The following is a 12,594-nucleotide window of genomic DNA, read 5'->3' as shown; positions in this document are numbered from 1 at the left end:
ATCACAACTATAGTTGGAGAAATCCGGACGGCATCAGCGGCGGCGCGCCCTCGGGCCTCGCTGGCGTCATGGGGATGCGTGCTGTCGAACCCGATCGGGGAACTCAGTGTTCGTCACGGACACCCCTACCGCTCTGCGCCGTGCACTCAGCCCGAGACCTGCCGACGCCTGAACCCCACCAGTCCCGCGGCAACGAGCGCGCCGGCCATCACGAGGACCAGCACGAACGGCGACGGGGCGAACTCCTCCACCGGGACGGCGGCGAGATGGTGCAGGGGCGAGAGCGACCGCAGCCACTCGGGGAAGTCCAGCAGCTCCGCGAAGTTACTCACCAGGAACATCAGCGCGACCACCGCCCAGCCGACGGGCGCCGTCAACCGGGGCGCCCACCCGTAGAGCACCGCGCAGACCCCCAGCACCAGCAGGACCGCCGGGGTGGCACCGAGGTGCGCGCCGATGACCCCACCGACGAGCGAGGTGTCCCCGGTGACGACGGCGGCGGCGAGCGCCGTGCAGCCCCCGGTGGCCGCCAGGATGAGCACCGCACCGCAGGCCACCACGGTGAGGTGGGCGCCCACCCACGAGATCCGGCTGACGGGCGTGGCCAGGATCAGGTCGGCGCGACCCCTGCCCTCCTCGTCCCGGAGGGACTGCGTCGCGTAGACCGCGTAGGCGGCGGTGAGGACGGCGACGAACGTCCCGAGGAAGGCCACGTACCCGTCGACCAGGCCCCGGGCACCGAACATGTCCTGCATCGCCTGCGGCATGTCCCCGCTCGCACCGAGCATGGCGTCGGTGAACGCGCCGTTGACCGTTCCCAGGATGACGATGGCCGCGCCCCACCCGAGCAGGGCGCCGCGCTGGAGCCGCGCGGCCAGGCCCAGCGGCCGTCCGAGGAACCGGCCGGCATGGGCGGGACCGGGACGGGGGGCGAGGAGGCTCGCCCCGAAGTCGCGGCGTGACTGCAGGACGTAGGCGGCAGCAGAACCGGCCACGGCGACGACGACGAGGGGGAGCAGCGGCCACCAGCGGTCGTACACGTAGGGGGCCGTCTGGGCCGCCCACCCGAGGGGCGAGGCCCAGGACAGGGCGGTCCCCCCGACGGCCGCCATGTCGCCGAGGGCCCGGAGGATGAAGGAGACCCCGAGCACCAGCCCGGCCAGTCCCGCCGCCGCCCGCGAGTAGGCGCTGAGCTGCGCGGTCACCGCCGCGATCCCGGCGAACGCCATCCCCGTGAGCGCGGTGCCCAGCCCGATGAGCACCGAGCCGAGGGGGGCGAACCCTCCTGCGATCGCCAGTCCCGCGACCACCACGCACGCGAGGGCGTTGGTGATCGCGGCGACGATCAGCGTGGCGGTGAGGGCGGAGTGCCGGCCGGTGACGCTCGCGCGGATCAGCTCGGCGCGGCCGGTCTGCTCCTCGACGCGGGTGTGCCGGGTGACCAGCATGATGTTCATGAGCGCGGCGAGCAGGAACAGGTACGGGGCGTAGCCGGCGGCGAAGAACCGCTCGAAGGTGGGGGCGTCCATGCCGAAGGCCGGGCCGGTGAACATCCGGCCCACCGGCTGGGTGAACAGGGGCACCACCGCGGCCAGGTCGTCCTCCGTCGGCGCCAGCTGCGGGAGGGCCGCGCCGATGTAGACCACGAACAGCCCCAGGCCGCCGACCCAGGCCGGGAGCTTGATCCGGTCCCGCCTCAGGGAGAACCGGACGAGGGTACCGGTGCCGGCCAGCGGGGAACCGGACCCCGGGTTCGGGGGCTCGCGGGTGGCGGTGGCCGTTGTGGTCATCGCGCTGCCGGTCATCGGGCGGTCCCCCGCGCCGCGGGCCGGGTCTCCACTGTCTCGGCCTCCCTCGTTCCGGCCCCAGCACCGTCGCCGTAGTGGCGCATGAGCAGCTGCTCGAGGGTCGGCGGATGGGCGACCAGCGAGCGGACGCCCAGTGGGGCGAGTACACGGACGGCCTCGTCGACACTGTCCCCGTCGACCCGGAAGCGGACCTCGTCGTCGTCGATCTCCACATCGTGGACACCCTCGACCCGCCGCAGATCGTCCGCCGGTCGGTCCGTGCGGGCGTCCATCGTGGTGCGGGTCATGTGGCGCAACTCCTCCAGGCTCCCGGTCTCGACGGTGCGGCCCTGCCGCACGATGGAGATGCGGTCCGCCAGCGCCTCGACCTGCGCGAGGATGTGACTGGAGAGCAGGACCGTGCGGCCGGCGGCCTTGACCTCACCGATCGCCTCCTGGAACACGACCTCCATGAGGGGGTCCAGGCCCGCGGTGGGCTCGTCGAGCAGGAGCAGGTCCACCTCGGAGGTCAGGGCGGAGATCAGCGCCACCTTCTGCCGATTGCCCTTGGAGTAGGTGCGGGCCTTCTTGGTGGGGTCCAGGTCGAAGCGCTCGCACAGCGCGTCGCGACGGCGCCGGTCGAGCGGACCGCGCAGCCGGGCGAGCAGATCGATCGCCTCGCCGCCGGTGAGGGTGGGCCACAGTTCCACGTCCCCGGGCACGTACGCGAGTCTGCGGTGGAGCTCGACGGCGTCGGTCCACGGGTCGCCGCCGAGCAGCCTGACCGTGCCGCCGTCGGCCCGGAGCAGGCCCAGCAGGACGCGCATCGTGGTGGACTTGCCGGCGCCGTTGGGGCCGAGGAAGCCGTGCACCTCCCCCCGGGCCACCTCGAGGTCCAGACCGTCGAGGGCGCGCGTGGTGCCGAAGGTCTTGACCAGTCCTCTCGCCGAGATCACGACGTCGTCCATGGTGCTCACTGCTCCTTCCGGGGGTCGTCAGAGGTGTCGAAGGCGTCGGCGAACCGGTCGATGGTGCCGGGCTCGAACAGGCCCTGGGTGAACAGCTCCACGACCGGGAGCATGTAGGGGGCGAGATTCTCCGGCGGAGCCTCTGTGTCGAGGAAGTCCACGCCGAGCAGTCGGTTCATGTGCTCGTGCAGGACCAGCGACCCCAGTGACCAGAGCGTCAACACGACGACTCGTTCGCGCGGATGGGCGCTGGGCTTGATGAGACCGGCCTCGACGGCGGCCCCGGTGTAGGCCTCTGCGTCGGCGACCATCTCGTCGATGAGGTGAGCGATGTGATCGCCGCCCTCCGAGAGGGTGCGGGCCAGGTAGCGCAGCAGCGGGCGGCTGTCCTCGATCTGCCGCAGCGACTGGAGCGGGTCCAGCTGCGGGTCCTGACCCATCGCGGACTCCTTGCCCTGCCGCACCAGCCGCACCACGTGCTCGTCGCAGGCCCGGTGCAGTCGGTCCTTGCTCCCGAAGTGGTGGAGGATCAGTGCCTGCGACACCCCAGCCTCGGCGGCGATGGTCTTGAGGCTCGTCCCCGTGACGCCGTGCGCGCCGAACCTGGAGATCGCCGCGTCGAGGATGCGGTCGACTCCGCTTCGCTCGGTTCCACCCTGCTCGGTCCTGCCTTGATCGGCCCCACTACGGGCCGGGTCCTCGTGGGGCATGGCGGCCGCCTCCTGTGGCTGACTGAATGTTCAGTCAGCGTACGTCGACAGACGCGGCCGGTCAACGATCGACGAGCCGCACACGGCGCGGGTGCACGTCGCGGCGGTGACGGACGCTCCCCCGCCGACGAACTACCGGGGAGGCCGGACCCGGTCCCAGCCCGCCGTCTCCTCCGCCGCGCGATGGGTCTCCTCGAGGAACCTCAGGACCAGGGCGTCGGGATCCGGCGCCTGTCGCACGAGGTGGTACGGCAGCACGTATTCGCCCAACTCGGCGTCCCAGTACGCGGGGCCCTCGACCGCCGGATGGGTGTCGTACCCCACCGGGTGGGGATAGGCGTACGCGTAGAAGATGCCCTCCTCCGCGCCACCCGGCCAATACCCTGCGCTCGACACCTCGTCGCTGTAGGCCTCGTGCATGACCCGGTCAGGGCAGTTCGGGACGCCGCCGGGATGCTCGGGGGCGGAGCGTCCGGAGAACCGGGTGACGGCCAGATCGAACGCACCCCAGAAGAAGTGGACGGGCGAGCACTTCCCACGGAACCCACCGCGGAACGTCGAGAAGACTCCGTGCGCGCTGACCAGGGACCTCCAGAAGCGGGTCACGGCGTCGGCGTCGTACGACGCGTGCGTGGTGTCCTCGGCGAACGGGATCACCTCGGGCAGTTCGACCGGGGTCCCGACGATCGGCACGTCGAACCCGAGGGCACCGAGGTGGCCGGTGTACTCGGCGTAGAAATCGGCGACGGTCCGCGGTTCGAGCGCCATCCGGCGGGTGCTGCCGTCGGTGACGAGGATCAGCAGTTCGTGGTTGACGAAGTCGAAGCGGATCTCCAGGCCGCGGTGCCCGGCGACCATCAAAGACGTGGTGAGCCCCCGCGCGTCCACATACAGCGGGATGCCCCACCAGTGGTTGATCTCCGGCCCGAGGGCCATGCGTGTCTTCCCGACGATCTGGGTCCACAGGTGGAGGGTGTCCCTGGTGTCGATCCACGACTCCAGGGGCAGGGCCGGCCAGGGCTCGTCTCGCGTCTCCATCGACACATGATCCCCGATCTCGGGGCCGTCCGACACCCCCCGCGTCACCCGCGACGACGGCCGGGGGCCCGGTGCCGCTGGACGGCGTCGTGGTTACCGCACCGAGCGCTGCAGTAGCGCCGCCCGCCGTTCCGGCTGGTGTCGACGAACACCTCGGGACACCCCGCGCGGAGACAGGCCCCCAGACGGCCGCCCTCCGACTCGACGGCGAAGATCGCCAGACCGCCTGCGGTGATGGCCCTGACGCGCTCGACCACGTCGTCGCCGTCGGCCGCGAAGTGCAGGTGGGGCTTGTGCCCGTCGTGCGTGCTCAGGGACGGCCTCGACGCGGCCGATTCCAGCAGCTCGTTGATCGCGCCGCACGTGGAGTCCACGTCCGGCGCCGAGAACGGTGCCCTCAGCCGCGACGCCCACTCCCGTAGGCGCTTCGACTCCGCCTCGTCGAGATCGGGCCTGCGGACGCCGTGGGCGCGGAGCACGCCGACGGCCACATCGGCGTCCCACGACCGCGCGGCGAGCGAGGCCAACTCCGCCGCGAGGGTCGGGCCGACCATATTGCCATGGTTGAACTGCACTGACCCATTGCACCACAGTCAGCGCATGACCACATCAGCCTGTTCACCCACCGACCTCCACCGCGATCACGGCGTCCCCATTCCGCAGCCTGCGGACCCGGGCCGGCATCAGCACGACTGGCGTCGCCGCTCGTCCCACCCGACCAGCGAGGGCACCGTGGCCTACGAGTCCTGCCACTGCGGGGCGCATCGCATCCTGCGCGCCGGCGTGCCCGTCGCCCGGGTGTAGAACGGTCGGCGCTCAGGCGGTGGTCGAGATCGAGCGCTCCTTGACCTTGAACCAGATCGAGAAGTCCTCGGCGGCCCGACGGACGACGTCGTAGCTCGACCCGCCGGTGAGGTCGTTGAAGCTGTCCCGCACGCCGTCGACCCCGCTCGACCGCGTCTCCTTGGGGATGCCGAAGCCCATCTTCCAGTCGGCGAAGCTGCGTTCGGCCGCAGGTTCCGTCAGCAGGACCCGGACACGACTGTGCCTGTCATCAGCGGCGATGCGCGTCATCAACTCGTCGATCGCGGCCGGGGGGCCTTCGAGGAACTGGATGAAGCAGTTGTTCCTGAACAGGAGGACACCGGTGATCCCGGCGGCACGATTGCGTTCCCTGGAGGTGAAAAGAATGGACTCCAGGTCGCCCGGCAGCATCTTCCGCACAGGCACGCTCGTGTACACGAGATACTTCAGCTGTCCGGCACCGGGCGACGTGGGGGACTCAGCGTCCAGCGACATTCGGCTCTCCCTCGCTCGCATCGGAGAAGTACAGATCATTCAGGCTGGAGATCGCCTCGTCCAGCGAACCGGACTCGCCGTGCGGTCTCGACATCCTGTCGTAGCAGGTGAAACTGCCGTCAGAATTCTGGTCGATGTACCCCACGAAGTTCCCGCGGAAACTACCGACGAAGAAGCTGTCTTCCACCTGGGACCATCGTATTTCCTCGTATCCTTCGATTGCCGAAGTCACTCCCACCCCTTATTCCTCTCCAAGGTGTCTCACCCACTGCCGTACACGTCGAGAAGAACGTGGCCCGAGCCACGTCACCGGGAGACGCTGCCGCCGCGCGGCCGAACAAGGGAGGGATGCGCATCGACGTGTCACCCGACCCCGCACTACTCTTCGTTTCTGAGAACTCACATCCTGCTGACGCTGTCCGCCATAGCGGCACACGGTGCCATCATGGTGTGCGCCCGGGTCCTGCGCCACCGCTGGCACCGGCCACATCCGGAAGGCGGGCGAGTGCCCTGCTGGTCGCGGACGCGATCAGACCTCTCCCGGCCGCACCACAGTCCGGCCCAGCCGGCGTGACACGGCGGCCCCCCACGGAGTGGTGAGCCGGGCCGCGGCGAGGAGCCCCTCGTCCTGCAGCACGCCGTGGACGGGGCCGCGGGTCAGCGCTCCGCCCGAGAGCACCACCGCGTCGTCCGCCCAGGCCCAGGCGAGATCGACATCGTGCGTGGCCATGAGGATCGCGGCCCCCGCGGCGCGAAGTGACTCCAGCGCCGCCAGCAACTCCTCACAGGAGAGCGCGTCGAGCCCGGCCGTCGGCTCGTCGAGGAGCAGGACGCGGGGCCGCATCGCCAGCGCTCCCGCCAGGGCCACCCTCTTGCGCTGCCCGAAGGACAGGTGGTGGGGGACGCGGTCGGCGAGCTCGGTGATCGCCAGCGCCGACAAGGCCTCGTCGACCCGGCGGGCCACCTCGGCGCGATCCACTCCGAGGTTCACCGGGCCGAAGGAGACGTCGGCCCGCACGGTCGTGGCGAAGATCTGGTCGTCGGGTTCCTGGAGCACCATCTGCACCGACTGCCGCAGGCGGGTGCGGTCGGCGCGGCGGTCCCGGATCCGCTCGCCGTCGAGCTCCAGCTCCCCCGCCTCGAGGCGGTTCAGGCCCACGAGCAGCCGCATCAGCGTGGTCTTGCCACTGCCGTTACCGCCGAGGAGCGCCAGCTTCGCCCCGGCGGGGATCGTCAGGTCGGCGCCGTCGAGCACGGTGTGGGTGTGGCCGCCGTGGGCGTCGAGTCGCCGGTAGGAGAACCGGGCACCGCGCAGCGCGAGGACGGTCACGTGAGGACCCCCAGTATCGAGACGGACACGAGAACCAGACAGATGACGAGCAGGCGGGCCGCCGAGACCGGGGCCGCCTCGGCGAGCACCGCGGTCTGGCCGCGCTCGGCGCGCATGGACATGGCGTCGTCGATCGCCCGTGCCCGCCTGACGGACAGGACGAAGACCGAGGCGAACTGCGTCCCGACAGAGGTGATCGCGGCCCGGGCGGTGCGGTGTCCGAGCCTGAGGTCGTGGGAATGCCGCAGCGTACGGGCGGAGTCGATGAGCAGGCCGATGAGCCGGTAGGTGGTGTCCACGACGTGAGCCAGCGGGGCGGGCAGCCCGGCCCGCCGGCCGGCGGCCAGGAGGTCGGCGACGGGCGTGGTGCACGCCAAGGTGATGGTGGCGGCCGTCGCGGCGATCGCCCTGCTCACCGTCCGCCACGCGGTGTCGACCCCGCCCGGATCCACCACGAGTCGCCAGTCCACCAGGTCCAGGACGAGGGGTCCGGTTCCCAGGACCAGAAACGCGACGGGGGCGAGCAACGCCGCGAGGTAGATCCTGGCGGGGACGCGGGCCAGCGCAAGTGCGCAGTAGCAGCAGACGGCCAGGATCGCCACGTGGCCCCCCGGTGGCGGCACGAGCAGTGCCGCCACCAGCAGACCGCCGAAGAGCAGCAGCTTCTCGGCCACCGGGAGGTCCGACCAGCGGTTGTGGGAGGCCGCGAGTTCGAGTGGGTTCACCTGGTGCTCGGTCGGTCAGTGCCCGGTCGGACCCGTGGCCGCCGCCGACGTGGTCGCCGCACCCGCCGCGCTCTCCCGGCGCTGTCTGCTGCGCGTCCGTAGGACGCCGAGTCCGTATCCCACGATCCCGCCGCCGATCCCGGCCTGGAGGGCGAACACTCCTGATTCGACCTCCCCCGGCAGCTCGGGCAGGAGCGGCTCGAACCACGGCTCGTAGTCGGGAGAGACCTCGCTGATGGTCCCCTCGGCCTGACCGTCCGCACCCTCGAACTCGCCGCCCGCCCCGGCGCCGTAGACCAGGGAGAACACCGCGATCGCGAACGCCACGGCGACCAGTCCCACGAGCACCCATACGCTGACGTGCTTCCTCCCGTTCATCGCACCGGCTCCGTGGCCTCGACCCGATCGGTACGGTCCCCGGGATCCGCGAAGGTTCCCGCTCCGGCGAGTCGCGCCCTCCGGAAGAAGCCCACCAGGTCGAGCTCGCGGGAGGCGATACGCAGGAGCACGCTGACGATCACCACGACGATCAGGGCCTCGACGATCGCCAGCGGGATCTGGGTGATCGCGAAGACGGCGAGGAACTCGGCCATCGAGTGCCACAGGCCGTGCTCGGCGCTCGGGAACGCCAGTGCGAGCTGGGCGCTGGTGACGAGATACGTCACCAGGTCGGCGAGGAACGCGGCGACGAAGACCGCGCCGAGCAGCGGCACCGCGACCCGTCGACACAGGACGAACGCGCCGTAGGCGACCCACGGCCCGGCGACCCCCATGGAGAACACGTTCGCGCCGAGCGTGGTGAGGCCCCCGTGCGCGAGTAGCAACGCCTGGAAGATCAACACCACGGTGGCGACGAAGGCCATGACGGGGGGCCGGAAGATGATCGTCCCCAGGCCGGTCCCGGTGGGGTGCGAGCTGGAGCCCGTCACCGACGGGAGCTTGACGGCCGACATGACGAACGTGAACGCCCCGGCCACGCCGAGCAGGACGCCCGCCTCCGGTGTCCGCTGGACCGTCCTGATGACCTCGCGCGCGCCGTGGATCACGAACGGCGCCGCGACGACCGTCCATGCCACAGCGTGCACCGAGGGGAGGAAACCCTCTGCGATATGCATGTGCCTGAGACCTTTCTGCCCATCACCTCGCGGGCACTCGTGGTGGCAGCCACGGCCGGTCTCCTGGCTCACGGGTTCCCCCGGCCCACCCCGGAGGGATGGGCCGGATCGCCGCCGGTCCGCCTTCCCACCCACACAACGCGTGCGAGCAGTGGCACAGAGGACTGGCGACATCATCCGTTCACAGTGGCGAGGGCCGCCCCGGTCTCACACCGGGTTCCCGAACACCGCAGCTGAGCAGATCCTATCCCCCTCCCGGCTGCCGGCCCCGCGGTACCGACCCGGTGCGGCTCCGGCGCCGGCTCAGTACCGCACCGACTGGGCGTCCGAGACCAGACACATGCCACCGACTGACTGCAGAAGGGGTCGCAGTGACTGGAGGACCTCGTCGATCCTGTCGGGGTCGACCGCGACGAGCACGAAGGTGTTGTCGAACGTGGAGAAGGGGTCCCCGCCGCGCTCACCGTGCTGGCCCCGCCCGTAGATACCGGGGATCACGGTGCGGTGGGTCAGGCCCAGCGAGTCCAGCGCGCCGAGGAACCTCCCGGCGACCCCGGACTCCACCACCAGTTCGATCCTCTTGACGTCTCTCATGGGATCTCCTCGCCTCAGGCGCCCAGGTACTGGGCGACGGTGTAGTAGAGCGGAATGCCGACGACGATGTTGAACGGGAATGTCACGGCAAGGGCCATTGTGAAGTACCGGGACGGCCGCGCCTCGGGGATCGCGTAGCGCACGACGGCCGGCACGACGATGTAGGACCCGCTCGCCGCCAGCACGGCGAGCATGGTCAGGTCGCCGACCGGCAACCCGGCCAGGGCACCCAGGGACAGTGCCATCGATGCTCCGACCAGCGGCATCACGATGCCGAACCCGATGAGGAACGGCCCGACGTCACGGACCTCGCGCAGCTGACGAGCGACGAGCAGTCCCATCTCGAGCAGGAAGAAGGCCAGCAGGCCCTTGAACATGTCGTTGACGAACGGGGACATGGCCTCGCCGGCGTCGGCCCCCACCACGGTGCCGATCACGAGCGACCCGATCAGCAGCAGGTGCGCGCCGTCGGTGAACGCCTCGTGGAGGATCGCCCGCATCGACAGGGGTGCGCCCGACGCGGGACCGGAGGCTCCGGCCCCCGTCTCGCCCGCCATCTGGGCTGAGCGTTGACGTGACCGTGCCCAGGTGGCGAGAAGCACCGCCATGATGATCGCGGGCGATTCCATGAGCACCAGGGCGACCGTCATGTACCCGCCGGGCTCCTCCCCACGGGCGGTCACGAACTGCGTCGCGGCGATGAAGGTCACCGCGCTGACCGACCCGTAGGTCGCGGCGATGGCGGCCGCGTCGAACTCGTTCACCCTGCGCCGCAGGACCAGGAAGCCCAGTGCAGGGATCACCAGGGCCAGGAGGAGGGCGATGCCGACCACCGCCGCGGCACGACCGGTCAGGCCGGTCTCGCGCAGAGCCTGGCCACCCTTGAACCCGATCGCCATGAGCAGGTAGAGCGACAGGAACTTGGTGACGGGGGCCGGGATCTCCAGGTTGGAGCGCACCGCGGCGACGAACAGCCCCAGGAAGAAGAACAGGATCGGCGGGTCCGTGAGGCTGCCGAGAATGCTGAGGTCCATCGAGTCTCCCCTGATCTGACCGGAGTCCGTGCGCCGCCGAGTGGGACGAGCGGATCCCCGTGGTGGCGTGCGATCCGCCTGTTCCGAGCGAGTAACAGGAAGGACAATACACGATTCGCAAGACATGTTTTATAACAGGCTAAATTTGTGTCGTGCATTGCGGCGTGGCGGACGGAGCGGGGCCGCGGAAGGCCGGGGTCCGAGGACGCCCACATGCGTACCGTGATTCACGTCAGGCAAAATGGCACTCGGAAGTCGTCTGTGATGGGGTGATGTGGTGGCGGAGTGGACGTTTCTCACCAATCACGCGCACGTCCTGTTGTGCATCGCGCAGGACTCCGAGACGCGACTGCGCGACATCGCCGACGCGGTCGGGATCACCGAGCGCGCCACCCAGCGGATCGTGGCCGAGCTGGAGGAGGCCGGGTACCTCCAGCGGATCCGGGACGGGCGCCGCAACCGCTACAGCCTCAACCGGGACCTGCCCCTGCGTCACCCACTCGAGCGGGACCACATGGTCGGGGAGATCCTCAGCGTGCTGGGGGCACCGCGGAAGGGCGCTCGCGACCAGAGCGTGTGACCGCCGTGCCCCCAGGCCTGACACCGCAGGGGTCAGGTCCACCGCAGCCGCCCAGGAGTCCTAGCCGGTGGCCGTCTCCAACAGTTGCTGACCGATATAGGTCTGCCCGTCCCGCAAGCCTGGGGGAATCGCGAACACCGAGTTGGTCAGGTGCTGCAGGTACTCGGTGAGCAGGTCGAACTGCATGCGGGCGAGGAGCGGTGTGAAGTGTCGGCGCGGGTCGCGGACGAAGGCGATGAAGAACAGGCCGGCGTCCAGCCGTCCCAGTTCGTCCGAGCCGTCGGTGTAGTTGTAGCCGCGCCGGAGCATGTGCACCCCGGCGTTCCGGGTGGGGTGCATCAGCGCCAGGTGGCTGGCCTCGGGGATGGCGGGTGAGCCGCCCGTCGAGCGCGCGGTGAAGTCGGGGGCGCTGAACTCGTCGCCACCCGACAAAGGTGCGCCGGAGATCTTGTCCCGCCCGACCGCGTTCTCCTGATCTCGCAGTGGGAGTTCGTCCCACACCTCCATGGTCATCCGGATCTTGCGGGCGCAGAGGTAGGTCCCGCCGGCCATCCAGTCGGCGGCGTCGTCTCCGTCGCCCACCCAGACGAAGTCCCGGAGCAACTCGTCCTGGTCCCCGCGCAGCGACGCGGTCCCGTCTCGGAAGCCGAAGAGGTTTCGCGGGGTGGCCTGGCCGGGACCGGTGGACGAGGTCCGCCCGTAGCCGAGCTGGGTCCACCTGACGGTGGCCCAGCCGAAGGCGATCCGGGTGAGGTTGTGGATCGCGTGCAGCGCCACGAGCGGATCCTCGGCGCAGGCCTGGACCACGAGGTCTCCGCCGCTCCGGGCGGCGTCGATCTTCTCCGCCGCCATGCGCGGGATGTCCTCGGCCAGAGGGGCGGGCAGCCGGTCGGCGAGACCGAAGCGGTCGAGCCCTTGCGAATCCCGGAACAGGGTCTTGCCGAAGCCGATGGTGATGGTCAATCCGGAGGCACCCAGGTCGAACGCCTCGCCGGTGTCGTCGGGGGGCGCCGACTTGGACACCCGCATCGAGTCGACCGGCAGCCCGGCGGTGAGATTCTCGGCCGCGCGGGTCCACGCGGTGAGCAGGTCGATCAGGGAGCTCCGGTCGCGGGCCGTCACATCGAACGCCGTGAGGTGCATCTGTTGTTGGGCGGGGGTGGTGACACCCTGCTGGTGGTCGCCACGGAAGGGGTATGCCAGTCCGCCGGTCGCAGCTGCTCCGACGCCCTGGACTTCGCCACCCACCGTCGCCCGCCCGCCCACGAACCCGGCCGCCGCTCCCACACCCCCCGCGAGGCCGCCGGCCAGCACCGCGCGCCGGGTGAACCCGCGCGTCGCGGTGGCCCCCGTGGCGTGGTCGCCGTCGGGGGCGCGGTGGCCGGCGGCCTTCTCCTCTGCCCGCTCGCCCATG

Annotated in this window: 16 protein-coding genes and 1 riboswitch; of the genes, 2 read left to right on the top strand and 14 right to left on the bottom strand. The window is 70.5% G+C overall.

All coding sequences use genetic code 11. The features are described 5' to 3' along the window. Positions 1-146: 146 nt before the first annotated feature. The 5 genes from ABIE38_RS08525 to ABIE38_RS08505 all read right to left on the bottom strand — a co-directional run bounded on the left by ABIE38_RS08525 (position 147) and on the right by ABIE38_RS08505 (position 5,057). The gene (locus tag ABIE38_RS08525) at positions 147-1,805 is read right to left on the bottom strand and encodes an ABC transporter permease (protein WP_354055351.1); all 1,659 of its coding nucleotides are present in this window, start codon (positions 1,803-1,805) and stop codon (positions 147-149) included. Next, positions 1,802-2,755, bottom strand: a complete 954-nt coding sequence (locus ABIE38_RS08520; protein WP_354055574.1) for an ABC transporter ATP-binding protein — start codon at positions 2,753-2,755, stop codon at positions 1,802-1,804. Before ABIE38_RS08520 ends, ABIE38_RS08525 begins: the two co-directional genes overlap by 4 nt. A 5-nt stretch (positions 2,756-2,760) precedes the next feature. Beyond that, complete coding sequence (locus tag ABIE38_RS08515) at positions 2,761-3,465, bottom strand: TetR/AcrR family transcriptional regulator (protein WP_354055349.1); 705 nt, start codon at positions 3,463-3,465, stop codon at positions 2,761-2,763. A gap of 132 nt (positions 3,466-3,597) precedes the next feature. After that, positions 3,598-4,503 carry a DUF5996 family protein gene (locus ABIE38_RS08510; protein WP_354055347.1) on the bottom strand — a complete coding sequence of 302 codons (906 nt, stop codon included), beginning with the start codon at positions 4,501-4,503 and terminating at the stop codon, positions 3,598-3,600. A 44-nt stretch (positions 4,504-4,547) separates the two neighbouring features. After that, a complete protein-coding gene (locus ABIE38_RS08505; RefSeq protein ID WP_354055345.1) occupies positions 4,548-5,057 on the bottom strand; it encodes a CGNR zinc finger domain-containing protein in 510 nt (169 codons plus the stop codon). 46 nt (positions 5,058-5,103) lie between these two features. Here ABIE38_RS08505 and ABIE38_RS08500 point away from each other — a divergent pair, with 46 nt between their 5' ends. Beyond that, on the top strand, positions 5,104-5,307 hold the full coding sequence (locus ABIE38_RS08500) for a hypothetical protein (RefSeq protein WP_354055343.1): 204 nt from the start codon (positions 5,104-5,106) through the stop codon (positions 5,305-5,307). Between the two features lie 12 nt (positions 5,308-5,319). On the opposite strand, the gene ABIE38_RS08495 is transcribed toward ABIE38_RS08500, so the two are convergent. The 8 genes from ABIE38_RS08495 to ABIE38_RS08460 form a co-directional block, all read right to left on the bottom strand. Beyond that, positions 5,320-5,802, bottom strand: a complete 483-nt coding sequence (locus ABIE38_RS08495) for a BLUF domain-containing protein (RefSeq protein ID WP_354055341.1) — start codon at positions 5,800-5,802, stop codon at positions 5,320-5,322. After that, entirely contained in the window at positions 5,786-5,989 is a 204-nt protein-coding gene (locus ABIE38_RS08490) for a hypothetical protein (RefSeq protein WP_354055339.1), read from the bottom strand. Before ABIE38_RS08490 ends, ABIE38_RS08495 begins: the two co-directional genes overlap by 17 nt. A 342-nt stretch (positions 5,990-6,331) precedes the next feature. Further along, positions 6,332-7,132 carry an energy-coupling factor ABC transporter ATP-binding protein gene (locus ABIE38_RS08485; protein ID WP_354055337.1) on the bottom strand — a complete coding sequence of 267 codons (801 nt, stop codon included), beginning with the start codon at positions 7,130-7,132 and terminating at the stop codon, positions 6,332-6,334. After that, entirely contained in the window at positions 7,129-7,857 is a 729-nt protein-coding gene (cbiQ, locus tag ABIE38_RS08480) for a cobalt ECF transporter T component CbiQ (RefSeq protein WP_354055335.1), read from the bottom strand. Before cbiQ ends, ABIE38_RS08485 begins: the two co-directional genes overlap by 4 nt. A 15-nt stretch (positions 7,858-7,872) precedes the next feature. Further along, positions 7,873-8,235, bottom strand: coding sequence for an energy-coupling factor ABC transporter substrate-binding protein (locus tag ABIE38_RS08475; protein ID WP_354055333.1), 363 nt, complete (start codon positions 8,233-8,235; stop codon positions 7,873-7,875). Then, positions 8,232-8,972: an energy-coupling factor ABC transporter permease gene (locus ABIE38_RS08470; protein WP_354055331.1), complete on the bottom strand. Its 741-nt coding sequence runs from the start codon at positions 8,970-8,972 to the stop codon at positions 8,232-8,234. The genes ABIE38_RS08475 and ABIE38_RS08470 overlap by 4 nt, the downstream gene beginning before the upstream one ends. A gap of 36 nt (positions 8,973-9,008) precedes the next feature. Continuing rightward, positions 9,009-9,219, bottom strand: a riboswitch (cobalamin riboswitch). 56 nt (positions 9,220-9,275) lie between these two features. Further along, on the bottom strand, positions 9,276-9,566 hold the full coding sequence (locus ABIE38_RS08465; protein WP_354055329.1) for a P-II family nitrogen regulator: 291 nt from the start codon (positions 9,564-9,566) through the stop codon (positions 9,276-9,278). Positions 9,567-9,580: 14 nt separating this feature from the next. Further along, positions 9,581-10,600 (bottom strand): sodium-dependent bicarbonate transport family permease, encoded by a 1,020-nt coding sequence (locus ABIE38_RS08460; RefSeq protein ID WP_354055327.1) that lies wholly within the window; start codon positions 10,598-10,600, stop codon positions 9,581-9,583. A 277-nt stretch (positions 10,601-10,877) separates the two neighbouring features. Here ABIE38_RS08460 and ABIE38_RS08455 point away from each other — a divergent pair, with 277 nt between their 5' ends. Then, positions 10,878-11,180: a helix-turn-helix transcriptional regulator gene (locus ABIE38_RS08455; RefSeq protein ID WP_354055325.1), complete on the top strand. Its 303-nt coding sequence runs from the start codon at positions 10,878-10,880 to the stop codon at positions 11,178-11,180. A gap of 60 nt (positions 11,181-11,240) precedes the next feature. Here ABIE38_RS08455 and efeB read toward each other — a convergent pair whose 3' ends face one another. Next, a complete protein-coding gene (gene efeB / locus ABIE38_RS08450) occupies positions 11,241-12,593 on the bottom strand; it encodes an iron uptake transporter deferrochelatase/peroxidase subunit (protein WP_354055323.1) in 1,353 nt (450 codons plus the stop codon). Position 12,594 lies beyond the last annotated feature (1 nt).

This window comes from Dietzia sp. 2505 (genome assembly GCF_040546785.1).
In the GTDB taxonomy this organism is placed as follows: Bacteria; Actinomycetota; Actinomycetes; order Mycobacteriales; family Mycobacteriaceae; genus Dietzia.
This window is presented reverse-complemented; position numbering and strand designations above follow the sequence as displayed.

Bases quoted from the DNA above. Each gene is read 5' to 3' on its own strand.
- ABIE38_RS08515 (WP_354055349.1), bottom strand. From the start codon at position 3,465: ATGCCCCACGAGGACCCGGCCCGTAGTGGGGCCGATCAAGGCAGGACC.
- ABIE38_RS08510 (WP_354055347.1), bottom strand. From the start codon at position 4,503: ATGGAGACGCGAGACGAGCCCTGGCCGGCCCTGCCCCTGGAGTCGTGG.
- ABIE38_RS08520 (WP_354055574.1), bottom strand. From the start codon at position 2,755: ATGGACGACGTCGTGATCTCGGCGAGAGGACTGGTCAAGACCTTCGGC.
- ABIE38_RS08465 (WP_354055329.1), bottom strand. From the start codon at position 9,566: ATGAGAGACGTCAAGAGGATCGAACTGGTGGTGGAGTCCGGGGTCGCC.
- ABIE38_RS08525 (WP_354055351.1), bottom strand. From the start codon at position 1,805: ATGACCGGCAGCGCGATGACCACAACGGCCACCGCCACCCGCGAGCCC.
- ABIE38_RS08475 (WP_354055333.1), bottom strand. From the start codon at position 8,235: ATGAACGGGAGGAAGCACGTCAGCGTATGGGTGCTCGTGGGACTGGTC.
- ABIE38_RS08500 (WP_354055343.1), top strand. From the start codon at position 5,104: ATGACCACATCAGCCTGTTCACCCACCGACCTCCACCGCGATCACGGC.
- ABIE38_RS08505 (WP_354055345.1), bottom strand. From the start codon at position 5,057: ATGGTCGGCCCGACCCTCGCGGCGGAGTTGGCCTCGCTCGCCGCGCGG.
- ABIE38_RS08460 (WP_354055327.1), bottom strand. From the start codon at position 10,600: ATGGACCTCAGCATTCTCGGCAGCCTCACGGACCCGCCGATCCTGTTC.
- ABIE38_RS08495 (WP_354055341.1), bottom strand. From the start codon at position 5,802: ATGTCGCTGGACGCTGAGTCCCCCACGTCGCCCGGTGCCGGACAGCTG.
- efeB (WP_354055323.1), bottom strand. From the start codon at position 12,593: ATGGGCGAGCGGGCAGAGGAGAAGGCCGCCGGCCACCGCGCCCCCGAC.
- ABIE38_RS08470 (WP_354055331.1), bottom strand. From the start codon at position 8,972: ATGCATATCGCAGAGGGTTTCCTCCCCTCGGTGCACGCTGTGGCATGG.